The 25,101-nt window shown below is 71.5% G+C and carries 20 protein-coding genes and 3 pseudogenes; 15 read left to right on the top strand and 8 right to left on the bottom strand.

The window, feature by feature from the left end:
• The first annotated feature begins 202 nt into the window (after positions 1–202).
• Together ACWEQO_RS24540 and ACWEQO_RS24535 are read left to right on the top strand one after the other, a co-directional pair.
• Entirely contained in the window at positions 203–1,987 is a 1,785-nt protein-coding gene (locus tag ACWEQO_RS24540; protein ID WP_452985271.1) for a hypothetical protein, read from the top strand.
• Positions 1,988–2,087: 100 nt separating this feature from the next.
• Complete coding sequence (locus ACWEQO_RS24535) at positions 2,088–2,222, top strand: hypothetical protein (RefSeq protein ID WP_452985247.1); 135 nt, start codon at positions 2,088–2,090, stop codon at positions 2,220–2,222.
• Between the two features lie 83 nt (positions 2,223–2,305).
• On the opposite strand, the gene ACWEQO_RS24530 is transcribed toward ACWEQO_RS24535, so the two are convergent.
• Together ACWEQO_RS24530 and ACWEQO_RS24525 are read right to left on the bottom strand one after the other, a co-directional pair.
• The gene (locus ACWEQO_RS24530; RefSeq protein WP_452985246.1) at positions 2,306–2,947 is read right to left on the bottom strand and encodes a potassium channel family protein; all 642 of its coding nucleotides are present in this window, start codon (positions 2,945–2,947) and stop codon (positions 2,306–2,308) included.
• 70 nt (positions 2,948–3,017) lie between these two features.
• A complete protein-coding gene (locus ACWEQO_RS24525) occupies positions 3,018–4,421 on the bottom strand; it encodes a TrkH family potassium uptake protein (protein WP_452985245.1) in 1,404 nt (467 codons plus the stop codon).
• A gap of 883 nt (positions 4,422–5,304) precedes the next feature.
• On the opposite strand from ACWEQO_RS24525, the pseudogene ACWEQO_RS24520 reads away from it, so the two are divergent.
• Positions 5,305–5,602: pseudogene (locus ACWEQO_RS24520) on the top strand (acyl-CoA dehydrogenase family protein); the annotation flags it as partial.
• Here ACWEQO_RS24520 and ACWEQO_RS24515 read toward each other — a convergent pair.
• Complete coding sequence (locus ACWEQO_RS24515) at positions 5,586–5,966, bottom strand: trypco2 family protein (RefSeq protein WP_452985244.1); 381 nt, start codon at positions 5,964–5,966, stop codon at positions 5,586–5,588. The pseudogene ACWEQO_RS24520 and the gene ACWEQO_RS24515 overlap by 17 nt on opposite strands.
• A gap of 91 nt (positions 5,967–6,057) precedes the next feature.
• Here ACWEQO_RS24515 and ACWEQO_RS24510 point away from each other — a divergent pair, with 91 nt between their 5' ends.
• From ACWEQO_RS24510 to ACWEQO_RS24490, 5 genes are all read left to right on the top strand, one after another.
• The gene (locus tag ACWEQO_RS24510; RefSeq protein ID WP_361453556.1) at positions 6,058–7,380 is read left to right on the top strand and encodes a S1 family peptidase; all 1,323 of its coding nucleotides are present in this window, start codon (positions 6,058–6,060) and stop codon (positions 7,378–7,380) included.
• Positions 7,381–7,426: 46 nt separating this feature from the next.
• Positions 7,427–9,733, top strand: a complete 2,307-nt coding sequence (locus tag ACWEQO_RS24505; RefSeq protein WP_452985243.1) for a tetratricopeptide repeat protein — start codon at positions 7,427–7,429, stop codon at positions 9,731–9,733.
• Between the two features lie 81 nt (positions 9,734–9,814).
• Positions 9,815–11,203 carry a hypothetical protein gene (locus ACWEQO_RS24500; RefSeq protein ID WP_452985242.1) on the top strand — a complete coding sequence of 463 codons (1,389 nt, stop codon included), beginning with the start codon at positions 9,815–9,817 and terminating at the stop codon, positions 11,201–11,203.
• Positions 11,200–12,222, top strand: a complete 1,023-nt coding sequence (locus ACWEQO_RS24495) for a hypothetical protein (protein WP_361453547.1) — start codon at positions 11,200–11,202, stop codon at positions 12,220–12,222. Before ACWEQO_RS24500 ends, ACWEQO_RS24495 begins: the two co-directional genes overlap by 4 nt.
• Positions 12,219–13,493 (top strand): ABC transporter substrate-binding protein, encoded by a 1,275-nt coding sequence (locus tag ACWEQO_RS24490; protein WP_361453544.1) that lies wholly within the window; start codon positions 12,219–12,221, stop codon positions 13,491–13,493. Before ACWEQO_RS24495 ends, ACWEQO_RS24490 begins: the two co-directional genes overlap by 4 nt.
• Before the next feature lie 250 nt (positions 13,494–13,743).
• Here the strand turns inward: ACWEQO_RS24490 and ACWEQO_RS24485 are convergent, their stop codons facing one another.
• Positions 13,744–15,075: a hydroxymethylglutaryl-CoA reductase gene (locus ACWEQO_RS24485; protein WP_452985241.1), complete on the bottom strand. Its 1,332-nt coding sequence runs from the start codon at positions 15,073–15,075 to the stop codon at positions 13,744–13,746.
• Between the two features lie 470 nt (positions 15,076–15,545).
• Between ACWEQO_RS24485 and ACWEQO_RS24480 the strand changes: the two genes are divergently transcribed.
• On the top strand, positions 15,546–15,824 hold the full coding sequence (locus tag ACWEQO_RS24480) for a GlsB/YeaQ/YmgE family stress response membrane protein (RefSeq protein ID WP_055609180.1): 279 nt from the start codon (positions 15,546–15,548) through the stop codon (positions 15,822–15,824).
• A 107-nt stretch (positions 15,825–15,931) separates the two neighbouring features.
• On the opposite strand, the pseudogene ACWEQO_RS24475 reads toward ACWEQO_RS24480, so the two are convergent.
• A pseudogene (locus tag ACWEQO_RS24475) lies at positions 15,932–16,321 on the bottom strand (helix-turn-helix domain-containing protein); the annotation flags it as partial.
• A 402-nt stretch (positions 16,322–16,723) separates the two neighbouring features.
• On the opposite strand from ACWEQO_RS24475, the gene ACWEQO_RS24470 reads away from it, so the two are divergent.
• Entirely contained in the window at positions 16,724–17,464 is a 741-nt protein-coding gene (locus tag ACWEQO_RS24470; RefSeq protein WP_452985240.1) for a class I SAM-dependent methyltransferase, read from the top strand.
• Positions 17,465–17,509: 45 nt separating this feature from the next.
• Here the strand turns inward: ACWEQO_RS24470 and ACWEQO_RS24465 are convergent, their stop codons facing one another.
• Positions 17,510–18,127, bottom strand: coding sequence for a DUF1707 SHOCT-like domain-containing protein (locus ACWEQO_RS24465; RefSeq protein WP_452985239.1), 618 nt, complete (start codon positions 18,125–18,127; stop codon positions 17,510–17,512).
• Positions 18,128–18,246: 119 nt separating this feature from the next.
• On the opposite strand from ACWEQO_RS24465, the gene ACWEQO_RS24460 reads away from it, so the two are divergent.
• The 5 genes and pseudogenes from ACWEQO_RS24460 to ACWEQO_RS24440 all read left to right on the top strand — a co-directional run bounded on the left by ACWEQO_RS24460 (position 18,247) and on the right by ACWEQO_RS24440 (position 22,722).
• Positions 18,247–18,543 (top strand): hypothetical protein, encoded by a 297-nt coding sequence (locus tag ACWEQO_RS24460; RefSeq protein WP_452985238.1) that lies wholly within the window; start codon positions 18,247–18,249, stop codon positions 18,541–18,543.
• Positions 18,544–19,055: 512 nt separating this feature from the next.
• A complete protein-coding gene (locus ACWEQO_RS24455; RefSeq protein WP_452985237.1) occupies positions 19,056–19,706 on the top strand; it encodes a CBS domain-containing protein in 651 nt (216 codons plus the stop codon).
• Between the two features lie 630 nt (positions 19,707–20,336).
• Positions 20,337–21,476 carry a hypothetical protein gene (locus ACWEQO_RS24450; protein WP_361453487.1) on the top strand — a complete coding sequence of 380 codons (1,140 nt, stop codon included), beginning with the start codon at positions 20,337–20,339 and terminating at the stop codon, positions 21,474–21,476.
• A gap of 110 nt (positions 21,477–21,586) precedes the next feature.
• Positions 21,587–21,811: pseudogene (locus ACWEQO_RS24445) on the top strand (NAD-dependent protein deacetylase 1); the annotation flags it as partial.
• Positions 21,812–21,876: 65 nt separating this feature from the next.
• Positions 21,877–22,722 (top strand): hypothetical protein, encoded by an 846-nt coding sequence (locus ACWEQO_RS24440; RefSeq protein ID WP_452985277.1) that lies wholly within the window; start codon positions 21,877–21,879, stop codon positions 22,720–22,722.
• A gap of 635 nt (positions 22,723–23,357) precedes the next feature.
• Here the strand turns inward: ACWEQO_RS24440 and ACWEQO_RS24435 are convergent.
• The gene (locus ACWEQO_RS24435) at positions 23,358–24,005 is read right to left on the bottom strand and encodes a hypothetical protein (RefSeq protein ID WP_452985236.1); all 648 of its coding nucleotides are present in this window, start codon (positions 24,003–24,005) and stop codon (positions 23,358–23,360) included.
• 381 nt (positions 24,006–24,386) lie between these two features.
• Entirely contained in the window at positions 24,387–24,773 is a 387-nt protein-coding gene (locus ACWEQO_RS24430) for a DoxX family protein (RefSeq protein ID WP_361453478.1), read from the bottom strand.
• Between the last annotated feature and the right edge of the window lie 328 nt (positions 24,774–25,101).

The raw sequence follows: 25,101 nt of genomic DNA, 5'->3' as shown, positions 1-25,101 counted from the left end.
AACCGTGCCGTCCTCGGCCACGCCCCGCTGACGAGGCAGGGAGCAGCACGGGTACCGCGCACACCGGGCTGAGCGGTCCGGACAGACCGCACGTGGTCATAATGCGCGGGTGACCAGACGTCCCGTGCCGTTGCCCGCCGAACACATACCGCCCGACACCGCCGACTGGCGGACTCCCGACGCCCGGCGCTGGCTCGCCGCCGTGCCCGCCCGGTGGGCGCACCCCCTGTGGGCGCTGCTGGCGTTGGCCGCCTCGCTGGTGTGGGACGTGATGACGGTTCCCGCCGCCCCCTGCACGTCCGCCGATCCGTGCGGCACCGACTGGCCGGGCCTCGGAATGACCGTCGTGCTGGTGCTGACCCTGTACTGGGTGTGGCGGCAGCCGCGTCTCGCGTTCGCGGGGCTGGCGGCCACGCTGGTGGGGTTCGCCGTGGAGGGCGGCTTCGCGGCGGCGTTCAGCGAACCGTCCGCGCTCGCGTTCCTTCTGGCCGCCGCGTTCACCGCCGCCGGGCTCGTCCACCGGCTGGCCGTCGCCGGGCGGCAGCGGTCGCTGGCCCTGGAGGCGGCCGGACCGGTCACCCAACCGCTGCCCGCCGCCGCGCGGACGTTCCGCCGGGGCCGGTTCTCCTTCGGCCTGGCCGCGCTGCTGCTGGCCGTCGCCGGGTTCGGCTGCTGGCAGGCCCAGCAGGTCGCCGACGCGTACGAGGAGCGGGCCGCGGGCGCCACAGTCCTGTCCGGACGGGTCACGGCCCTGGAGCAGGACGACGACGGCATCGACATCCTCAAGGTGGAGGCCGACGGGCGCACCCGTCGCTTCGAGACGGCCTTCCCCGAGGACTTCCCCGTGGACAGCCGGGTCGACATCGTCGTGGACGGCGACTGGGCGGCGCTGGTCGCGGAGCCGTACGACGCCTTCGGCTGGGAGCTGCTGGTGCTGGTCGGCTCCGTCGCGGGGCTGGCGTTCCTCGCGAACGGCGTGGACGGGCGGACCCGTTCGCAGCGGCTGCGGCGCGGGCCGCTGCCGCTGCTGCATGTACTGGTACGCGAGGGTCAGGACGACGACGTCCGCACCTGGGTGTTCGCGGCCGACGACCCGGAGGGCCTCCGGCCGATCCTGTACTTCCACTCGCTGCACGCCTTCAAGGGCAGGGACGGGGACGGCCGCGACGCGGACGACGGCCCCGCGGCCGTCGTCGAAGTCGGCAAGGTCGCGGAGATCCTCCGGGGCGAGGACCCTCCCCCGCCGCTGCGGGAGGCCGTCCTGTACGGCGTCCCCTACGCCGGTGCCGAAGTCGCCTTCGTCTCGCGCGACGACGCGGACGACCCCGAGGTGTCGGTGGAGTGCAGCGTCACCGCGGTGAAGCCGGCCGTCCCGGGGTGGGTGGAGCGCGGGCCGCGACGCCGCGGGCGCAAGAACCCGCGGCGGCCCGTCGACGAGATCGCCGCCGGCATGACGCCCACGACGGGCCCGCGGGTGTGGGCCGCGCACGGCTTCTCGCGCGCGGTGGGCCTCTGCCTGCTGCCGGTGCAGGGCGGCGGCATCTGGGCCATGCTCGACGAGGGACCGTCGTGGACCTGGCTGTGGCTGGCCGTGGGTCTGCCGTGGCTGGTGACGGCCGTGGCGACGGCGCTCACCTGGCGGATCACCGCCGACCGGGACGGGCTGTGGGTGACCGGGGCGTGGTGCGTGCGGCGGGTTCCGTGGAACGTGATCACGTCCGTGCGGCACTCCGACGACGGCATCCGCGTCGGCCGGGCCGAGGACTCCTCCGTCGAACTCTCCCCCACCGGCTGGGCGTGGCTGGAGCGCCGCCTGGGCTGCGCGCCGCATGCGGAGCGCGTCGCCGAGGAGGTGCGGGCGCTGCTGCTCCGCCCGGAGCTGCGGCCGCTGCAGGAGGCACCGGCGGGGCGGCAGGGCGTACCGGTCGGGCCGCCGCTGGTGGCCCTGTCGGTGCTGTGGGGAGCGGCGGTACTGCTCCTGCTGTGACGGACCGCCGGCGGGATACTGACGCCCGCGCGTTTCGTCCGCCGGCAAGGACGATACGGCTTCCCCTCCTGAGCCCCGCCGACCGCGTCGGACTACCGGCATGACGACGGCCCCTGCGACACGAGGAAGGGGGACGATCAGCTTCTTCGAGATCCCGTACGCGCACGGCTCGAGCGCCGACGACGGCTCGGCCTTCGCCGGCCCGAACGCGGACACGCACTGGTTCACACCATGAGCGGGCTCGCGCTGCTGCTCGGCCGACCTGGATCGTCGTTCCGTCGCTGTCCGAGGCCGTGGTGCCTGCGTCGACAGTGCGTCTCACCGGTCCAGCTCCGCGAACATCTCCACCGCCCGGGTCCTGCCCGTGACGATGATGACGTCGCCGGGATGGACGACCGTCTCGGCGGTGGCGTGGGTGAAGTCGGCGCCGGGGCGTTTGATGCCGACGACGGTGACGCCGTACGTACTGCGCACCCGGCTCTCGCCCAGCGGGATCCCGCCGACGACCTTCGGGGCGAGCGTCTTGATCAGCGCGTAGTCGCTGTCGAAGGCGATGAAGTCCAGCATCCGGCCGGTGACCAGGTGGGCCACGCGCTCGCCCATGTCGTGCTCGGGCAGGACGATGTGGTGGGCACCGATGCGTTCCAGGATCTGGCCGTGCTGCCGGGTGGTGGCCCGGACCCAGATGGCGGCCACGCCGGCGTCGACGAGGTTGGAGGTGGTCAGGATGCTGGCCTCCAGGTCGGTGCCGATACCGACCACCACGCGGGAGAACTCGCCGACGCCGAGCTGCGCCAGCGCAGCGGGGTCGGTGCAGTCCGCGGCGGCGACCTGGGTCAGCTCTTCGCCGACCTTCTGGACGACGCCGACGTCGGCGTCGACGCCGAGCACGTCCCAGCCACGCCGCATCAGCTCCGCCGCCACGGACTGTCCGAAACGGCCGAGACCGATCACCGCCACTCTGGAATCGCGGGCCGGGCGACGGTCGGCGGAACTCCGACGTCGGTGTGGACGCAGTGACTTGAAGTGGTCAGCCAATGACGGGTCGCTCCTCGGGCAGGGTGTACCGGCGGTCGCGCTGACGCAGTGCGAGCGCGCTGGCGAGAGTGATCGGGCCGACGCGTCCGACGAACATCATGACGATGACGGTGAGTTGGCCCACTGCGGGTAGGTTCCCGGTGATGCCGGTGCTCAGGCCGACCGTGCCGAAAGCAGAGACGGCCTCGAACAGGATCGCCAGGACCGCGTCGGCTCTTTCCCCGGTGACGGCGAGCAGCACCAGCGTGCCCGCCATGACGAGACCCACACCCAGCAGCGCCACGGTGAGGGCCTGGCGCAGCGTGGCCGCGGAGATCCGGCGGCCCATGATGTCCGCGTGGGTGCGCCCGCGGATCTCGGCCAGGATCGCCGCTCCCAGAACCGCGAACGTGGTGACCTTGATGCCGCCCGCGGTACCCGCGCTGCCGCCTCCGATGAACATCAGCACGCAGAGGCCCAGGAGGGTGGCCGGTTCCATGGCACCGGTGTCGATGGTGTTGAAACCCGCGGTACGCGAGCTGGCAGCGGTGAAGAACCCGTCCAGCAGCTTGTCCCCCCATTCCAGGGATCCGAGGGTCCTCGGGTTGCTCCACTCCAGCGCGCAGGTCATGACGGTGCCGACGGCGAGCAGGACCGCGGAGGTGAGGAGGGTGATCCGGGTGTGCAGGGACCAGCGGTGCCGGGCGCCGCCGCGGGCGCCCGGGCGGCTGCGCAGCAGTTCGAACAGTACGGGGAAGCCGAGGGCACCGAGCACACAGGCGGCGGCGATCGGCAGGACGATCCAGGGATCGTGCGCATAGCCGACGAGGTTGTCGTCGCGCAGCCCGAACCCGGCGTTGCTGAAGGCGGAGATCCCGTAGAAGATCCCGTGGTAGACGGCGTTTCCGGCCGTCAGGCCATGGCCGATGTGGAAACGGACCGTGAGCACGGCGGCCGTGGCCAGTTCGATGGCCAGCGTGATGCCCGCGACTCCCAGGACCACCCGACGGATGCCGCCGACGCTGAGGCTCATCTCCGCCTGCGTGGCGAGCTGTGTCCCCAGTCGCAGCCGACCGGAGACGAGCAGTGCCAGCAGCGACGCGAGCGTCATGATGCCGAACCCGCCGATCTGGATCAGAGCCAGGACCACGCCCTCGCCGAACGCGCTCCAGTGGCTGCCGGTCCCCACGAGGGGCAACCCGCCGCTGACCGCCCCCGTGGAGGTGAACAGGGCAGTCAGTACGTCGGTGTCCCTGCCGGGCTCGGTGGCGGCCGGCAGCATCAGCAGGGCCGCACCCAGCACGGCGACGATCGCGAAGGCCAGGACGACGCCACGGGCGGGATAGGCGGCCAGCCAGGACCACCGGGCCCGAGTCGTACCCACGGCCACCAGCAACCTCCGATGCCCCTCCGCCACGTTTCCTCCTCGTGCCCCGTCGCACGAGGAGGCCGGTGAACGCGGCCACCTGCCCACAGCATCCCTCCCGGAGCGGGCGTACGGAACGCGCCACGGCGTCAAGGAGACGTGGGAACCGGCTGATGGCGGTGCGCCGTGTGCGGGGCACCGTGTGGCGTCACGGGTTCCGCGGGAGCTCGTGCGCCGGTGCGGGGACCGGCCGTGCGCGGTTCGGTCCGGGGCGTCGCCGTCGATCCCGGCTGCACCGCGACCGGTCTCGACGGCCACACCGGCACCCGGACCGTGACCGAGGGAACCGTCGCCCTCGTGACGCGGCCACCGAGGACCCCAGCGCCGGAACCGGCCGGATCATCGGCCGCTACGGCCCCCTCCCGTGGTGAGGCGGAACGGACGACACACACCTTCCTCGCCGATTCCACCGGCGCTTCCAGCGCATACGGAGCGGGCTGCGACCGTCGTACCGGCCTGACCTGTGGAAACCGTTCATCCTGGCGCAGGATGGCCTGCGTCCCCCTCGGCGCCGCCACGGACCGCGCCGGCGCCACCTTCTCGGTGGGCTCCTGACAGGGCGGACAAGCCCGCGAGGAAGGCGGGAAGGCTCCCTGCGGAAAAGTGATGTGCGGCGGTGGAACGACGGCCACCCGGGAATTGAGCACCGTTTCGGAGAGCGGCTCCTTTTCGCCCTGTGCGTGGCGGGAATCCGACGTCATGCACGTCTGAGATCCATTTCCGTACGCGCGCGGAAATCCCGGACGAGAACCCCGGCCGTCGGGCGGGCGCCCGCCCGCTCGCCGGTCAGCCGGGCCGGTTCCGGCGCCTCCCGTCGTGCGTACGCCGCCCGGTCCACGATCTGCACCGCCGCACCGGCGGCTTCCCTGCCCCGGCCGTGCACGAGGGGTCGGCACGCGGCGAGGACCTCACCTACGACACCTACGACGAGTGCGCGGAGATCTCCGTCCTGGTGGCCGTGGCCGAAGCCGCCGCCACCAGGGCCGCGCAGGAGTCCACCACCCGCGTCCTCGGCGTCGTCGGCGCCCGCTCCGCCTCCTCGCGGCTGGGCTTCGACCGCTTCTGGCGCAATGCCCGGACCCACTTTGTACGAGCCCGTCACCCACCGGCTCCGCGATGTCGGGGACTACTTCCTCAACGGCGCCCACCCTCCGTTCAGCTTTCCCGCCTGACCCCGGGCTCCACCGCCCGGCCCCGCAGGAGGGAGCCGTCGTGCGGTGCCGGCCGACGGGGGGCGGCGTCCTCGCGGCTCACCTCGTGGTGGCGGCCGTCGGGGCGGGGAAGGGGCTTGAGGGCGACTTCGATGCGGTGCGTGGAGTCATGGCTCACCGAGCCGCCCAGACGCGCCTCGACCACGCCCAGGCGCAGGCCCGCCCCGCCCTCGCCGGCCCGGTGGAACTGCACCGAGAACTCCAGGCTGACCTGCTCCACGGTGAACCGCCAGTCGCTCTCCGCCCCTTCAGCCTGGGCCCGCGCCAGCTCCGCACGGACCGAGCCGATGGCCTCCGCAAGACCGATCGGTTCCACGTCTCTCATGCCAACGCACCCCCGTTTTCCGTTGGTTGACCGATCCACTCTGCTCACAAGTCTAGGGACGCACCATGCTGTGCGCGTAGTGTGAGACAGCATGGGGGAATTGCGTGCGGACTGGAGACTCAGGCTGCGACGCGAGGACGCGCACGGCCCCGTCTGTGGCGCCGGCGTGCTCGTCGACCAGCATACGGCACTGACCTGCGCACACGTCGTGCGCCGCCCGGACGCCGTCATGTGGCTGGAGTTCGCCGAGAACAGCGGGCTCGAACCGGTCTCCGCCCGCGTCCTGCCCGGCGGCTGGCTGCCGGAGCGCGAGAACGGCGAGGACGTCGCCGTGCTGCGCCTGGACAGCCCCCGCCCGCAGGCGCGTCGCGCCCTGCTGGAGACCGGGCTGTGGGGCGGGATGGAGGTGTACGCGACCGGTTACGCGGAGGGCTTCGACGACGGCATGAGCCTGTGGGGGCGGATCGGCGGCGCCAGCGGTGAGCGGGTGCAGCTCGACGCCGTCACCAAGTCGGAGGTGGTGCGCGCCGGCTTCAGCGGCGCGGCCGTGTGCACCCGGCCGCAGGAAGGCCGTCCCGCCCGGGTGGTCGGCCTCGTCGTCAGCTGGCGCGGCGATCTGGGCGAACTGCTGCCCGAGGACAACCGGATCTCCTTCTCGTATCTGATCCCCATGAACCGTATCGCCGAACTCTCGCCGATCATCAGGGAGTTGATCAGTCCGCGGGCTTGGGATCACGGCTTCGAGGAGCGGCTGACCCGGTGGTTCGACGACCCGGACGAGGACCCGGTGAAGATCACCGTGGTGCCTCCGGGCAGCGGAAAGGACCGCTCGCTGCGCCATCTGCTGCACCGCGCCCACGTGGTCCACCGCGGCGGCGCCAGCAGGCCGGACCTCGTCGACCACGCCTTGGACCAGGTCACCTTCCCGGCCGGCGAGTACCTGGCGTACTGGGACTGGCTGCGCGGCGCCAAGCCCGCGCCCGCGCAGGCGGCCGACCGCGCGCCGGTCCGGCCGGTCACGGTCCTCGTCGACGGTCTCGACGAGGAGCCCCGGCCGGACCCCCTGATCGAACTTCTGGCCCGGCTGCGGGTGTTCGGCTTCCGGTTGCTGCTCGTCTTCCGCCACGAGGGCGGCCCCGGCTGGACCGCGGCCCGCGACCGGCTCCTGCGGCCCGCGCTGCTCCACCACGCGGACACCTTGCTCGCCCGTCTGCAGAACGCGGAGTTCAGCCGGGCGATCCTCCGCGACATCGTTGACAGCGCCTCCCTCGAGTCCGTGACCGAGACGGCCGACCGGCACTGGGCCGCGCGCCGCCTGGTCGATGGGGAGCGGGACCCGCAGCGGCAACTCACCCGACTGCGCGCACTGGTCAGGGCTCTGCGCGCCGACCTGAGCCACCACGGAGACCGGTGATGCGGTGCCCCGCCCGCCCCGGACGGGGGAGGAGGACCACGCGAAGATGACGACCTGCCCGCACCGGCGCTTCACCGGAGCCCCCTGCGGCGGCACCGTGCTGCCCACCGGCCACTGCGCCGCGTGCGGCCGCGCGGAGAACGGCCCCCCACTGCCCGCCCTTCCCGAGGACCACCGGGAACGCGGCCCCCGCGAACTCCTCTCCCTCCCCGCGCGGGAACCACGCCCCGCCGAGGAACGCCTCGTCCGCCCCGAAGCGCCCCTGCGCATCCGCATGGACTGCTCGTCCCCCGGGTGCGGCATCTCCTTCGTCCCGCCCTACACCGAGGGCCCGGTGCCGATCAAGGGATTCTGCCCGGTCTGCGGCGAGCGCTACTCGTACCGGCCCGAACTCGCCGAGGGCGACATGCTGCGCGACCAGTACAGGATCATGGGCCCCATCGCGCACGGCGGGCAGGGCTGGGTCTACCTCGCCGAGGACACCCATCTCGGTGACGTCGTCGCCGTCAAGGGACTGCTCAACCGGTACGAGCACGACGGCGCTCGGCTCGCCGACGTCGAACGCCGCAACCTCGTCGCCATCCGCCACCCCCGCATCGTGCAGATCCGCGACTTCGTCGCCCGCAGCGACGACACCGGCCGGATCACCGGCGGCTACATCGTCATGGACGACGTCGGCGACGGCACCCTCGCGAAAGTCGTCGAGGACGTCCGGCGCGGTGCGTCCGTCCTCGACATCGAGCACGTCGCGGCGTACGGCTGCCAGATCCTCGAAGCCTTCGTCCACCTGCATGCCGACGGCGAACGGGTCTTCGTGTACGGGGACATGAAGCCCTCCAACGTCGTGCACCACCGGGACGGCGTCAAGGTCATCGATCTCGGCGGCATGCGCGAACAGGGCCAGAGCCAGCCGCCCGCCCATGTCACGGCCGGCTACACGGCGCCCGAGACCGAGACGTCGGCCGTGCCCACCGTCGCCCACGACCTGCACACCGTCGGCGCCACCCTGCGGGAGCTCGCCCGCTGGGCCGTCGCCGAGGTGCCCGGCCTCGGCGCCGCCTCCTTCCACCGGGTCGTCGACCGCGCCGTCCGGCCCTCCCCGTACCGGCGCTTCACCGACGCCCGCGAGATGGGCGGCCAACTGCGCGGCGCCCTGCGGGAGATCCGCGCGCTGCGCGGCAAGAGCGACCCGCCCGAGCCCTCCGACTACTTCCGGCCGTCCACCCGGCTGCTCGGCGCCCGGCTCGGCACGGTGCCGGGCATCGAGCACTGGCTGGACCGCCCCCGCCGCGACCGGTACGAGCCGCCCGTGGCACCGGCCCTGGACCTCGGCGCCCCCACACCCACCGAGATCGCCGCCTGTCTGCCGGTGCCGAGACCGTATCCGGGCGATCCGCAGACCGCGCGGTTCGAGGTGAGCAGCGGCTACGACCCGGGCCAGCTCCTCGAGCAGGAGGACGAGAAGCCTCGCTCGGTGGAGATCCACCTGCACAACGTGCGCGTTCTGCTGGACCGGAACACCGGAGAGGACCTGGATCGGGCCCAGGAGGAGCTCGACACGGCCGACTCGATTCCCGGGCCGCCCGCCGTGCGCCGGTGGCGGCTGGAGTGGCATCGCGCCCTGCTCGCGCTGCGCAGCGCCGACCTCGACGACGACCCGCGGCAGGTCGTCGAGGCCAGGAGGCACTTCACGCGGGTCCACCTCGAACTGCCCGGTGAGTACGCGCCCAAACTGGCCCTCGCCTACTGCGCGGAACGGCTCGGCGACGACACGGCCGAGCCCACGGCCAGGGAGCTGTACGAGGTGGTGTTCGCCCGCAACCCCGCGCATGGCGGCGCCGCCCTCGGCCTGGCCAGGCTCGCGCTCCGCGCACGTGACCGCCGGGCGGCCGTCGAGGTGCTCGGCCGGGTCCGGCAGGGCACCCTGGACCACACCGTCGCCCGGATCGCCTCCCTGCGCATCCGCGCGGCCCGGCTGCCCGGCGACGGCGATCCACTGCCCTCGCCCGCCGAGGTCGACGCGGCGCTGGCCGAACTGCGCGGTCTCGAGGGCGGCAGTCCGGGCGCCGGGGAGCCCCGCCTGTCGGAGGACGAGGCGCTGCGCCTGGGCACCGAACTCCACGAATGGAAACTGGACGCGGTGCACAGCCTCAGCGACCGGCCCGGTGCGCCGGGAGGGGGTGCCGGACGTCTCGACGCCCGCACGCTGAGACGTCTGAGCACGCCGGAGCGCGAGGCGCGCAAGCAACTGGAGGCGCACTACCGGCGACTGGCGGCCCGCCACCACGAACCGGCCGCCCATGAAGACCTCGTGGACCTCATGCACGCGGTACGGCCCCAGAGCGTGTTCTGACCGCACGGCACGACAGACCGATTCGGCACCCGGCACCCGGTGTGCCGCGGCGACGAAGGCGAAGGAGCGGTGACGTACGACATGAGCAGCCCCACCCGGCCGCCGCAGCCGGGCATCCGACTCCACGTCGACCTCGGCGGCGATCCGCACCCGCACCGGAGCGCGAAGATAGAAGCCCATCTGAGGGTGGACGTGGCCGCCGACGGCGCGCCCACCGACCTGCCCGCGGTCCAGCTCGCCGTGATCATCGCGGTGGACGTCGCCGAGTCCCACCGGGCGGCCGTCCGGCACGCCCTGCCGTCGGCGCTGCGTGCCCTGCCCGACCGTATCTCCTTCGCCGTGCTCGGCAGCGGCCCCGAACCGGTCCGCTGCTATCCGCGGGGCGCCGACGAGTGGGCCGTCGCCGACCGGGAGGAGAGACGCCGGGCCGCCTTCGTCGCGGGATCGCTCCCGCTGCACCGGGAGGGGCCGCGCCCCGCCGGATACGCCGCCTGGGTGGCCAAAGCGCGTGCCCTGCTCTTCGGACGGCCGGTGTCCGTACGCCATCTGGTGCTGATCACCGATGGCAGCAGCGCCGTCGGGGAGACCCGTCTGGAAGAAGAACTGGACTCCTGCGCAGGGCAGTTCACCTGTGACGTGTTCGCCGTGGGCGCGAACTGGGTTCCCGACCCCCTGCTGACCCTCGCCGAACGGCTGCACGGCACGGCCGAGTTCGTGGACGACGGACTCGGCGGTGCGATCACCGCCGCCATCCAGCGGCTTCGCCGGGTGCACACTCCCCGGCTGCCGATCGAAGTGACCGTGCGGCCCTCGGTCCGCCAGGTCTCGCTCAGCGAGAAGACGCCCCGGCCGCACCGCCTCGGCGGGCTGCCCCAGCCCGGCCGACCGCACCGCTGGAGATTCCCGACCTACCAGTGGGAGCAGGGCAGACGCGACTACCTGCTCACCCTGGTAGCCGACTCCGACGCCGACCCGTTGGAGACCGAGCTGCAGTTCGCCATGGTCTCCATCGGTGAGGTCCACGCGCCCGTCGTCGCCCGCTGGCACCTCCCCGAGCAGTCCGCGCCCCACGCCCCGACGGGCACCGACAGCGTGCGGGACCTCAACGCCACCGTCAGGATGCGGAGGCTTCTCCGCCAGGGCCTCACCGCTCTCCAGGAACACCGGCCGGACATCGCCGAGGACCGACTGGGACAGGCCGCCCGGCTGGCGGCACGGTTGGGCACGGACTGGGTGCTGGACGAGATCCGCACGGTCGCCGACATCGAGGACGCGGCCGCGGGGCTGGTCCGGCTGCGCGCCGTCGACGCCGGTGCCCTCGGCCCGATGATCCTGCGCGCCGGGTCCCGTCCCGGCGGGCCCCTGGCCGACGCCGTCGGGGCGCGACCGGGCCCGCGCTGCGGCGCCTGCGGCACTCCGGCCGGGAGCGAGGCCCGCTACTGCATCGCATGCGGGGAGAAGCTGCTGTGACGGCCGGACGCGCCGCCTCCTGGTACCGGTTCTCCCCCGCCGCTTTCTGGCGCCGACGCCTGAGCCCCTGGCGGACCCGCCGGCTGCTGGAGGTGCATCTGCTGGTTCTGTTCCTGCTCACGGTCGTGGCGTCGACCGCCCTGTTCCTCTCCTGCCGTCAGGTCCAGCACAGCGCCGAAGCGCTCGCTTCCCGCGAGGCACCGGCCGTGCAGGGGCTCGCCGCCACCCGGCTCGCGGCCCTGCGGGCCGACCAGGAGGCCCGCAGTCTGGTGAAAATGGACCTCACCGGCGTCACGGGCTCGGGCGAGGCCTACCGGTCCCAGCTCTCGGCCGCCGACCAGGGCCTGTCCGGGATCGCCGACCGCACGGACCAGGACCTCGGCACGGTCAAGGGCCTGCTCGACACCTACAGCAACTCACTCGGCCTCGGCACGTCCCTTTACCGTGACCAGCCCCTCATGCGGAAGCAGAAGCTCAAAGAAGCGAAATCGCTGCTCACCCGCGATTCGGTGGGACTCGTGCCCCGCCTGGAGGCGCTGCAGGGGGTCCAGTTGGAGCACGCCGAAGCCACAGCCACCATGGGGCAGTGGCAGCGCGGCGGGTGGTGGCTCGCCGAAGTCACCCTGGCCCTGGTGGGGCTGACCCTGCTCTCGGCGCTGTTCGTGCTGCGCGACCGCTGCGGCCGTGACTGGAATCCGTACCTGCTCGCGGCCTTCGTCCTCACCGTGCTGCTCGCGGTGGTCCCGCTGACGGCGATGTCCTCCACCCAGGAGGGCCTCGACGGGGCGGTCAAGGATCTGCGGCAGATCACCCACGTGCCCCGGGAAAGCGACACGAAGCCGGCCGACGCACAGCAGTACGTCACGAAGATGTCGGAGGAGGTCCGGCAGAAGACGGCCGAGGACGCCTGGACCGCCCCGGTGTACCAGGGCACTTTCGTCGGCAGCCTGCTGGCCATCGTCCTACCCGCGCTGGGGCTCGGTCTTCGGCTCGACAACGACTACTGGAGGCGACGGTGACCCGGCGGTTCAAGATGCTGGTCTTCGTCATGGTCATGCTGCTTATTACCGCCTGCGGCATGGTGGTGGTCTGGGCGCAGCACGACGAGGAGCCGGTGACCATCCTCGGAACGTGGACGGCCAAGCAGGCGAAGCAGTTCGAGACCGTGCTGCGCGGCTTCGGCATCCCCTTCCGCTACCAGGGCACCGCGGCCCAACGGGACGTACTGCTTTCCAAGGTGCAGTCGGGGGAGCCCCCGGACATCGTGATCATGCCGGGCCTCGGCGAACTCGCCGAATACGCCGAGCAGGGCCTCCTCAAACCGCTGAACCGGCTCTACGAGCCGCAGGAGTACGGCGCCCCCTGGAAGCCGACCGGCTCACCCTCCGAAGACGTCTACTGGGTCCCGGTCAAGGCGGACCTGAAGAGCATCGTCTGGTACCGCCGGGGTCACGAGCCCGTCCAGGAGCCTGCCCCACTGGAAAGTTGGTGCATCGGCATGGGGGACGACGGCGCCTCCGGCTGGCCCGGCACCGACTGGATCGAGGACCTCGTGCTGCAACGCGCGGGCCCGGACGTCTACGAGAAGTGGGCACTGGGCACGGGCGAGGTGGAGTGGTGGCGCAGTGATCCGGTGCACACGGCCTGGAAGGCGTGGGCCGAGCTGCTCCAGGAGAACAGGGGCGCGGCCAAGCGTGCTCTGCTCACCGACCACCGCGGCGCCCCGAAGGGCAACGGGCTGCTGTTCGACAGCCGGGGCGGGTGCACCCTGGAGCACCAGGGCTCCTTCGCGCTCTCCTTCTACAAGGACGACGCGCGGCACGCGGACCTGATGGACTCCGCTCCGCTCCTGCCCGGAGGCGGCGGCGAGGTCCGGGCCCACGAGGTGACCGGCGACTTCGCCGCGCTGTTCAGCGACCGCCCCCAGGCCCGTGAACTGATCCGCCGGCTGGCCTCCAGGGAGGGCCAGCAGAAGTGGGTCGATCTGGCGGACGTCTTCTCGGCGAACCGTCGGGTGAAGCAGGAGAAACCACAGGACGAAACAGTCAAACACAAGATCGCACAACAGCTCCTTGAAGGACCCCGCTGCCTGGACGCCTCTGACGTGATGGCCCCTGCCGTACGGGGCGCCTTCTACGAGGCAGTCCTGCTGACCATCGCAAGGGTCGCCGACCATCAGGACCCCGACATCAAGGGTGTCCTCCGCGATGTGCAGAGGATGCAGGACGCGCAGTCCGCACAAGGCACCGACAACAGAGCGGCGCCGAAGACGGTGTGCAGTAAGCAGTGAGCGAGGGGGCGGCGCCCGTGCCGGCCTCGGGACCTCCCCGTCGGCGCCCCGCCACTCCTGCCGACCGTCAACGGGCCACGGCCGCCCAGGGTATGGGCCGAGCGCCGTTCCCCCGGCGCCCGGTCCCCCACCAGCCACGAGCCGCTCCGGAAGCGTGCGCCGCCGTTCGTCCGGACCGGAGGCGTGCCCCGCTGCGGCAAGTACGGACACGCATGCCGATACGGGATGAAGGCCCTGGCCGGAACCGGGGTCAGGACCCGGCTTCCGGGGCCGGGCGAGGCACCGGTACGGGTCGGGGTTCACCAGCCGTCGGCGTCGGCCTCGAAGGGACGCCGATCCGGTGTTCGGTACTGCTCCGGCGGGGCGGCCTGTTGCGCCCGAGGCGTTCGTGGGCGTCGGCGAAGTGCCCGGCAACGGCCGCGGAGACCGTCGAGAGGTCCAGGGCCAGGGCGAAGCCGGCGATGATCTCCGCCAGCCGGACGGCGCTTCCCCGGCCGGTGCACCCCATCGCTTCCAGGAGCTCGTGCTGCGTGGGCAGGTGGGTGCCGCCCCCGACCGTGCCGACCGCCAGGCCGGGCAGGGTCATACTCGCGTAGACGCCGTCCCGCGTGCGTTCGAGGATGAACTGCCCCACGCTCGACTCGTGAACGCAGGCGATGTCCTGGCCCGTCGCCGTGAAGATCGCCGCCACGATGTTGGCGGTGTTCGCGTTGGAGCCCAGGACCCCGCTGTGCACTGCTCCGGCCGTGATGTGCTGATACCCCGTGACCAGCTCGTCGGGGGTGGTTCTCAGGACCCGCTGGACGACCCCCGCCGGCAGAAGGCAGTCGGCGGCCACCCTGATTCCGCGGCCTTCCGCCACGGCCTGGGCCGACGCCTTCTTGTCCCCGGAGGTGTTCCCCTCGATGAGGAAGGACTCGAGCTCCTCGTCCGCGACCAGGTGCGGCTGGCGCAGGATCCACTGGCACGCGTGCCAGGTGCAGGCGGTCGTCATGTTCTGCCCTGCCGCGTCCCCGGTGGTGTATCTGAACCTCAGGTGGACGGCCCTGCCCAGGACCACGGGCTCGATCGAGAGGAGCGCGGCGTGCTGGGACACCTGCCGGATGATCGTGCGGAGGTCGTCGAGGTGCCGGAGGACCGCCGAGGCGAAGCGGGCGGCGCCGGCCAGTCGGGAGAACGCGAAGACAGGGGCACGCGTCATCGCCTGCAGGGTGGCGCGTGTGCTGACGCCGCCCGCCATGGTGACGGCCAGGGCTCCCCGCGTCGCCGACGAGACCAGGGCGCCTTCCGTCGTGGCCATGGGTGCGTAGACCTCACCCTGGACGTTCGCCCCGCAGAACAGCAGGGGACCGGCCACGCCGACCGGGATCTCGACGGTGCCGACGAGCCCCTCGATGTTGCCGGTCAGCCTGCCGGCGTCGAGCCGGGTGTGCTGCAGGGAGTCCAGCCCCGACCGGGTCCTGGAGCGGAGCCAGTCCAGCCGCTGGAGCCGCGCCGCCTCCGTGTAGAGCCCCCGGGCAGGCACGTACCGCCCCGAGGACCGTGACGGACGGGGCAGACCCGGGTTTTCTCCAGAGCTCATACGGCATCGCTTTCCTCTGTGGCGGGCGTCGGCCCGTTGTTCGCAGGTGTCGTCGCGGTGGGCGGGGACACCGGTTCGACGTGATCACCGGCTCCTGACGCTCGGCGCACGTGGCCCCGCGGCCGGACCCGGCGGACGATGCGCCGAGCCGGGCCTTCGATGACGGCCCCTGCCCGGCGCCTTGTCCTGGCCACGCCCGAACTCCCCCTCGTCCCCACCCCGACGCCGGTGGCAGCCCCGGCACCGGCTCAACGACACCTCGACCCCCTGGTTACGCACCCGAAACGGCGCCGGGGCGCCCCGGTCCCCGTCGAGTCACCCCGTTCCGAGCCGAGCCTCCGGCCACGTCGCGCCGGCCCTCTCGGGCCGGGAGCCGACAGAACCCGGATCCGGAAGAGACGTTTGTTCGGGCTCGATCGGTACAGACGATGAACTGACACAGCCTTTACCCGACGGAGCGGAGACACACCATGGGCATCATCGCGTGGATCATCATCGGTCTGCTCGCCGGCGCCATCGCCAAGGCACTGATGCCGGGCAAGGACCCGGGCGGAATCATCATCACCATGCTCATCGGCATCGCCGGCGGTCTGCTCGGCGGCTGGCTCGGCAAGGTCATCTTCGGCGTCGACTCCATCGACGGGTTCTTCGAACTCTCCACCTGGATCGCCGCGATCGTCGGCTCCCTCATCCTGCTCGCCCTCTACCGGCTCATCACCGGCAACCGGCGCTCGCACCGTCACGCATGATCCGTCGAAGGCATACCGCCTCCGAACCCACCTGGACGGCTCCCGCTCCTGTCCGCAGGAGCGGGAGCCGTCGGGGTGTGCGGGGCGGCGGGGCCGAGTCCCCGGCGCCCCGGCGCCAACCGGCATTCGTACGTGCACAGGCTCACCGCCTCCCCCCTCCGGCCGGGCCCACCGCCGGAACCACGCCGCCGGCCCCGCCTCGCCCCGCGTGAGATGCCGGGCTGCCTTCCGCAGCGCCCCCGTGTTGCCCGGGGCTTCCTCCGCCCGCTCCACGAACGCCTCGTCCGGCATCCGGCGACCCGACTCCACCGACTCCACGGTGTGCTCGGAGTACTGGACCCGGGCACCGAGGCCGACCCGGCTGACCCCCGCATGCCGCGCAGCGCCTGGACGACCGCCCCGAACGTCCGCAGGCTGTCCGACGGATACGGCTCCCGCTCCCCCGCCGGAACAACCCGTGCGCCGGCGCCTCCGGCGTGACGGAAAACCGGACACACCGTCCCCTCTTCGTGTCCGCACTCCGGCTCTGCGCACGGGGTGCCGCGCTCGCCCCCACCCCGTCCGACCACGACGTCGGCGTACGGGCGCCTGGCAGACTCCTGCGGCGGATCGGACCCAAGAGGCGCGCCGGTCGGCCGGCCGCGTCGCCACGCTCGACGAGGCAGGTCAGGTGTCCTGGGCCGCCGTGGTCGTGGCCGTGCTCGGCGTGACCTCTGTGGTCGGCGGGCTTGTCCACGGCGCGCTGTCCCGGCCGCTGCCCGCGTGGTTGCTGCTCGGCTTGCTCGGGCTCGTGACGATTCCCGCGGATCATGGGACGAGGCAAAGCCGGACCGGGGCGAGGGCCGGCCAGTGCCCTGACCGTGTTGACCGCCCCCGGCAGGCAGTGCTGGAGTCGGCACGTGGACAGCATCCCCGCCAACCGGCGGTTCTGGAACCGGATCAGCAGCGCCTACCAGCACGAGCACGACCCGCAAATCGGCGCCACACCCCGGCTGTGGGGCATGTACTCCATCCCCGACGCGCACCTGCACGCCCTGGGCGATGTCACCGGCAAGCGCGTCCTCGAACTCGGCTGCGGCGCCGGCCAGTGGTCCAGGGCGCTCGCCGCCGAGGGCGCCACCGTGGTCGGGCTCGACCTGTCCGAAGCCCAACTCGCCGCAGCAGCCCGCGCGATGGGAGCGGCCCGCTACCCGCTGGTGCAAGGCGCCGCCGAACGACTCCCCTTCGCCGCCGACAGCTTCGACCTGGTGTTCTGCGACTTCGGTGGACTCAGCTGGGCGCCCCCGCACCTGGCCGTCCCGCAGGCCGCACGCGTCTTGGGCCGAGGCGGGCGCCTGGTGTTCAACGTCGCCAGCCCATGGTTCGAAGCTTGCTACGACGAAGCCGCCAGCCGCGTGACCACGACGCTGCAGAAGGACTACTTCGGGCTGAACACCATCGCCGAAGACGACGGCGCGACCAGCTACCAGCTCACCTACGGCGACTGGGTCAAGGTCCTGCGCGGCGCGGGTCTCATCATCGACGACCTCATCGAGCCGCGGCCCGAACCCGGAACACCCAACGGCTACAACGAAACCGACCCACCCGACTGGGCACACCGCTGGCCGGCGGAACTGCTCTGGGTGACCCACAAACCGTAAGTTCCGCCGCGCCGAGACGTGAAGGCATCCCCTCGCCGGAGGGGCCTAGCCCTGCAGCGGGTTGTTGTGCAGCTTGCGCCGTTCCCAGCGGTTGGGGTGGCGGATGACCACTCCCGCCATGCCGCCGGACCCGGTGAGCCGGATCAGCGGAGTTCCCGGAAGCCGGTCGGCAGTGGTCTTGTCCCTCAGGCCGCCGACGCCGGGATCCATGCCGCCGGTGTCCGCGGCCCAGCCGTCGGGGATGACGATCGTGACACCGGCCGTCTCCCCGTACGCCTCCACCGCGACCTCCGTGAGGCGGCACTCGGCCCGGCTGAAGTCGACCTTCACACCCCCCAGGCCTCCGTGCGCGATCACGTGCCCGGGAACCTCCCAGCGCCCGGGGCCCCGGGACGCGCCGTGCATGCCGCCCTTGAGCACCATGGGCGGCATGCTCTCGGCGGAGTCCGGCCTCGGCAGGTCGGCGGTCAGGACGGCCAACTCGGCGTGGGTCTTGGACGTCAGGGCCTGTTCCAGGCGCGAATCCAGCTCGTCGAGATCGATGCGCCCCTCGGCCGCCGCATCGCGCAGCTGCTCCACCACTGCCTCCCGCTCGTCGTGGGAGGCACGGAGCTCTCCTGAGGGAACAGGGTGCGGAGAGGGCTTTGGAGGCTGGGCAGTCATGGCCACAAGGATAAGCAGCCGGTGGACTGAGCGGACCGGGGCTGCACATCTCGAACACGACCCGGCCGAACGGGGTTGCTCCTTAGAACAGGGAGCGTGCCCCGGCCGCGTCGGCGCCCGTGCCGCGCCTGCCCGACGCGATGGACGTCTTCGGCATCCACGCCGACCTGGTCGACGAGTACGCGAGCTTCACCAAGAGCGGGACGGTGATCCGGGACGCCCGGATCGCCGGCTTCGTCGAGGACGACCTGGCGGCGAAGTCGCAGTGGCCCGACCCGTGGCTGTCGCTGAACCCGTTCTTCGCCGACGGCGGCCAGGTCACCGGCCTCGTGCGGGACGGGGTGCTGCACCCCGGGTGCGCGGAGATCTTCCAGGCCGGCAAGGAGGAGACGTCGCCCCGCCCGGCCGGCCGCTAACCTTCCACCTCCCCCAGCGGCAGGCGATCGAGGCCGCGCAGGCGGGCGACTCCTACGTCCTGACCACCGGTACCGGTTCCGGCAAGTCGCTGTCGTGCGTCGTGCCGATCGTCGACCGGGTGCTGGAGGAGCGTCAGGAAGCGGGACCGGACGCGGAGGGCCGGGTCCGCGCGCCTGGCCCGGCTGGCGGACGCCGCCGCCGGACGTCTGCACGCGGGTTCCGACATGTCGTACGGCTGCTACCTCGAACGCCCCTCGTACCTCTCCCTGGCCGTGGTGACGTGCTCCCCGAACCGCGTGATCCCCGACCTGGCCTGCCCGTGGACGAGCGCAGGGGCCGGGCGCCCGGCGTCGTCGGCGTCTCCCGCGCACTCGACCGTGCGACCGCCGGCCTCCCCATCAGGCCGAACGTCACTGGTCGCCGGAGCGGCACGGTGCTGTCATGGGGAGGGAGGACGGCGTGGACGAGCCGGCAAGGGCGCGGCCGCCCCGTCGCACAGCGGAGGAGGCCGATGCCCATGCTGTACCGCCGCACGGTCGGTGACGTGATGACCGAGGAGGTCGTCACCTTCCGCCCCACCACACCGCTCCAGGAGGTCGCCGCCCTGCTGGACGCGAACGACATCGTCGCGGCCCCGGTCGTCGACGAGGACGGCGCTCCCGTCGGCGTCGTGTCCGCGTCCGACGTGCTGCGGCACGAGACCGGCAGGCCCGATCCGCAGGGTCAGGACGGGACCGACGAGCGTTCCTGGGGCAAGGCCCGGGCCCGGACCGCGGGCGCGCTCATGAGCAGCCCCGCCTTCACCGCCCGCGCCGACTGGACGATCCCCCGGGCCGCGCGGGAACTCCGCAGGCGGCGCGTCAAGCAGCTGCCGGTGGTCGACGACGACGGGCTCCTCACCGGCATCGTCACCCGCAGCGACCTGCTCGACGCCTTCATCCGCTCCGACATGGAGATCCGCGGCGAGGTCGAGCAGGACGTCCTGGGGCGCCTCCTCGGCCTGGACGAGGGCACCGTCGCGGTCGAGGTCCGGGACGGGGTCGTCACCCTGCGGGGACACGTCCCGGAACCGCGGCTCGTTCCGGTGGTCGTGGGCCTCTGCCAGGGCGTCGACGGTGTCGCCGCCGTGGACGCCCACCTCGCCGCCACCCGGGCGGGCTGAGGCGACAGGTCGGCAATCCTCGGCGCAGAGTGCGGGTTTCGCGCTCGGATCCCCGATCGTCGGGGGGGGCGATCGCCGTCTCCGTGCCGGCGGGCGGCTTCGCGGCGGCCGGGCCGGCCGGCCTCGCCGCCGCGCTGACCGGATGCCTACTGTCCCGCCGCTGTCCGTCGCCTCGGCCGCCCACTCCGGCTCGTCGCGAGTCGGCGAGAAGAACAGAGGCACCTCATGTGCGGTGATCAGCCGCTTGAACCGCGGGGCACCGGGCCGAGCGGGTGACGGTCCCGGCCCTTCACGGCCTCGAAATCAACTCATTGCCTTCAGGACGGAAGACGAGAACCCTCGTTCCTCCGCCGGCCGGCTGCTCCCGCCCGCACAACCGTCCCGCTGCACAGCCCGCAACGACGAGCTACGCCGAGAGGGCTGCCGGCGCCGAAGACTGCCGCAGGGCACGGGAAGCAGTCGCGCAGTGTGGGGAGTCGAGCGCGCGTCCGACAGGTCCAGCGTGAGCAGCCGCTCCCTCAACGCTCCGTCCTGTTTTACGCCGACCGCTCGTCGAACGCTGCGTCAAATGTCCTCTTCTGCCGCTCACTTCGGTTGCCCGATCGGGCAGTGCAACCTTGTGAGCTGGTGGTGAGTCTTCTGATTGATCACTTTCGTGATCGGACCCACGAGGAGACCATCATCAGCGCCATACGCAAGACCCTCACCGCGACCGCCGTCGTCGGTGCCGTACTCGCGGGCTCCGCTGCCTGCGGAACGGCGGAGCAGCTTTCCGCCGGCCAGAAGCTCGACCAGGCCTTCGAGCAGCTCGGCAAGAAGAAGACGCTCTCCCTCGAGCTCGACCTGGACACCGACATCACGTCTCTGAAGGCGCTGGACGCCAAGTCCGACCCCGCGCTCGGCGACGAGATCCCGGATGAGGCCGCCGAGCTGATGAGCGACACGACGATCACGGTTACCGTGCAGTCGAAGAAGCCGCTCGACGAGTCCGGCGAGAAGGATCTCGTCGGCATGGCCATGAAGATCAGCAATCCGGAGGGCGATCTCGCCGAGTACCGGATGATCGGCGACTACATCTACGTCCGTGCCGACGTCGACACCATCGGCAAGATGATGGGCAGCCCTGTACCGGCCGCTGAAGACCTGCCTCCGCAGGCTCAGTCCTTCAAGAACGTCCTTGAGGGCAAGTGGGTGAAGTTCAACGCCAAGAAGATGAAGGAGATCGCCGCCGAGGGCCAGGAGGACCAGGGCGGTCCCGCGCCCGCCCCGTCCCTCGACGCCAAGACGCAGAAGAAGCTCATGGGAGCCCTCCGGACGGTCGTCGCCCGTGAGGTGAGCTTCAAGACGGCCGGCGGAGAGAACGGCACTGAGCACGTCACCGCCACGGCTCCCTTCCGCACGCTGGTCACCGAGCTGCTCGGCGAGATCCGCCCGCTGGCGAAGGACCTGCCGCCGGGCATGGAGCTGCCGACGGACAAGGACCTCAAGGACGCGCCCGACACCAAGGTGACGGCGGACTTCACGCTGAAGAACGACGAGCTGACCGAGGTCAATGTGGACCTCGCCGCGTTGGCCGAGGACGCCAAGGTCAAGAAGCTCGGCCTGACCGTGCGGATGAGCGACGGCACCAAGCCCACCGCTCCCGCCGGTGCCACCGAGCTGGATCTGCAGGAACTCATGGAGGGGTTCTTCCTCGGCCCGGCGATGGACGACGCCGAGTGGGACGAAGGCGACTACGCCGACCCGGACTTCCCGGAGGACGAGTTCTGATCGCGCCGAGCGTTGACGAGGCCGGAGTCCGGGTGCCGCACTCGCACGGTGAGTGACCGCACGGGTGCTTTCTGTCCGCCCGTGGCTCCCGGGTTCCGTGCCCTGGCGGCATGCGCGTGCGCCCCACGGTGAGCCAGCCCCCTACCGAGGACCTGCCGCCGGGCACCACGGATCCGGAGCCGGTCGACGATGTGCTGAGCACCGGCAGTGTGCTGGTGCTCAGCGGGGCGGGCATCTCCACGGAGTCGGGCATCCCCGGCTACCGGGGCGGGAACCTGAGCCGGCACACCCCGATGACCTACCGGGACTTCACCGCCGGCGCCCGGGCTCGGCGCCTCCTCCGCACGCTCCACGAACGCCTCGCCCGGCATCCGGCGCCCCGAAGATGTTCACCCGGAGCATGGACTCCGTGCCGCGGGTGGTCCGTCCCGACGGGCGCGAGCCGTTCATCCTCCTGGTCGAGGCGCAGACCGGCGTCGAGACGAAGAAGGAGACCTCGTGGCCGTACTACATCGCCTACTTGCGTGACCGGTACAAACTCGAGGTCGTCCTGCTGGTCCTGTGCGTGGACACGGCGACGGCGGCATGGGCGGCCAGACCCCTGCGTACCGGTCTGGGACGCCCCACCCAGGTGACAGTGCCTCATGTACTGGGGCCTTCCAACGTTCCGCGTGTGAGCCGGATCCAGGACGCCTCGACCGACCTGGACTTCGCCGCGTTCTGCCTGTGGATCCACAGCAACGACCCGGACATCGAGGGCATACTGACGGTAATGGGCGAGGCGTTGGCCCAGGACACGGACCGCGAAGCGCGGGACGACCTGGCGGGACTGATCGAGGACGGCTTGGGCAGCGAACACGCCCGGAAAATCTGGAGGAACCTGATGGAAACCCTCTTCACCCCCAGGCGAGGCACCATCGTGGGCGATGCCCGCCTCGCAGGACAGGAAGAAGGACGTGAGGAAGGACTCGAGGAAGGACGCGTGGCCGGAAAATCCGAGCAACTGCTGCGTCTGATGGAGCGCCGTGGCTTCTCGATGACGGAAGAGATCCGGCAGCGCGTCACCACCTGCACGGACATGCCGGTCCTGGATCTCTGGTTCGACCGCGCCATCGACGCCACCACCCTCGACGAGGTCTTCGCCTCCCCCTCCGTCACGGACCGCGTACCCGCCCCCGCCCAGAGCCCGGAGCAGACCACAGCCCTCAGCCAGGGCCTGAGCACCCCCGATACCTCGACCGACTGACAACAAAGACGCACACACGGACGGCCGGGTGATACCGCACCGGCCAATAGGCCTCCCCTCTCAGGGGCAATGCCCGCCGTCCGTGAGCGGAGGATGGCCGCCCGGGCTGCTCCAAGCGTGCCGGCCTGCCTGCGTGACGATGGACTGCAGGAACAGCACGACAGCCGCCGGCACTGTCATCAGCACCGTGTCGGGTCGGGCTCTCACCGTGCGTGAATCCCTGAGTCGGCGGTGAGCGTCTTCAGCTCGCGGATCTTCGCCAGAGAGGCCACTCGGTCAGCGTCATGCCTGCGCGCCGCGCTGCACGGCGTACCGCCGCGATGCGCTGGAGCCCGGCCCGGAGGCCTTCGGCCCGCACCCCCGTTCCGGGGGCGGGCCGAAGGCCGTGCGGAGGACCGGCCCGCCTGTCGCCGGTCGGCATCAGCGCGGCCTCGGTCCACGAGGTGAACCGACGGCGCGCGGTGGCCGGCGAGGCACCGAACGACTCCGGCAGAGACCGCCACACCCTCGCTCGTCAGCACGTCCACCTCGACCGTGAACACCACCCGCTCGCCCCGCACCACGCAAGCGCCGCCTTGGCTTCGCGCTCGTAGCGTCGGTGGAGGCGGGCGTGCGGGCGTGTCCGACCTGGTCGATCAGGTCTTGGCGGCCGGGGCGTCGGGGTCGCAGGAGAGGCGGGCCGCTGCGAGGGCCGGTGCCCCCTCCTTCACGTTCTTGATCGGTGTGGAGCATTCCAGGAGGCCTGAGCCGTCGTTGACCCAGCCGATCGCCCGGCCCGTCACCGGCTTGCCGTCCCCGCAGGTGTACCGGAAGTCGGCGGTGACCTGTTTCGTCCAGGCGTACTGCACGATGGTTCCGACACCGTCGATGGTGATGCTGCCATCGTTGAGGTCCGGTGCGGACCTGTGGACATCGGTGAATGCGGTGCTCACGCCGTCGTCATCGGCGTTCGTTTCTCCGATGAGGACGGCCAGCGAGCGGAGGGCGGCCTCCGCGTCGCCCGCCCTGGATCCCTTCTCGAAGGTGACGGCGGTACGCGGTGTGTGAAGTGGTGTCAGCTTGTGCGTGAGCCTGGCGCCTTTCCTGCTGATCTCCTCCTTCTCGGCGACACCCGTCAGGACGTCCCGCTTGTCCACGTTGAACCATGAGTAGGTGCCGTCCTCGCAAGGGATGTCGGCCGTGGCCTTGGCGGTCGGCCTGTCGCCGTCCGTGGTACAGGCAGCCGTGCCCGCCAGCACCACGGCAACAGCACACGCTGCCAGAAACGTCTCTTTGATCTTCATGTTCTTGTCCCCCGGAACCACTGGTCAGATGGTTCGGTCGATCCTGCCCGGCAAGTCACCTGCCGAGCAAAGCACTTGAGCCATCTCTGAGCTCGGGCTCGCGCTCGGGCTCGCGCTCGGGGCAGGCGACGCCGGTGCCACCCCTTGCTGACCACCGTCAGAAGGGACTGCCGACAGGGCTGGTGCCGTGACCGCATAGGCACCTCAGGGCTTTGACTCGTCAAGCTTCGGCGCTCAGGCCGCCATGCAAGGCTTGTCCCGTAAACAATCCTGCTGCGCGGTGATCTCAGGTCGCGGCCGGCATGGTCACGGCATCGAAGCCCTCCTGGGGTCCAGTCTCACCGGGCGCCTTGGGCAACCGGTTCACCCCGATCCGAGAGGTCAGCCGGTGAAGGACTCGGGACCGAAGCGGCCCCATGCGACGAACGCGGCCAGCGCGAGGTAGATCAGGTCGCCCGTGATCGTCATTCTCTCGCCGCGGCGGAGGCGGGTCGTGACCGCGCCGACGAACAGCAGCACCAGACCGGTGGCGGCCAGCGGCACCAGAACCGGTGCGATGTCGAGCACGGCGGGCAGGACCAGGCCCACCGCGGCCAGGAGCTCAAGGACACCGATGGCCTTGAGGGCGCCAGGACTGAAGTCCTCGACCCATTGGGTGGCGGTGCCCCCCATGCCGGCCATCTTCTCCTTGGGCACGAACATCTTCGCGCTGCCGGCCAGAGAGACGATGGCCAGCAGCCCGGCAGTGATCCACAGTGCGAGGTTCATCATCAGCTCCTTGATCGAGGTTTGCCCGCACCCCGAGACGAGACAGCACCCCGGCCTGTGACATCTCCGAACTGCTCGCAACAGGGAGACGTGCATCACACGCTTTCATGTCACACGGTGTCAGGCCACCTCGTCTCGGGGGGTGTAGCCACTGACGACCGCGGAGGAGCACACGATGGACGCGCGCCTGAACTACTTCGCCGACCCGACCGCCGGCAAGGCCCTCAAGCACTTCGGGGGGTGTAGCCACTGACGACCGCGGAGGAGCACACGATGGACGCGCGCCTGAACTACTTCGCCGACCCGACCGCCGGCAAGGCCCTCAAGC

Source organism: Streptomyces sp. NPDC004051, from assembly GCF_053604275.1.
The sequence above is the reverse complement of the archived record's forward strand: the minus strand, read 5'-3'. Positions and strand labels throughout refer to the sequence as shown.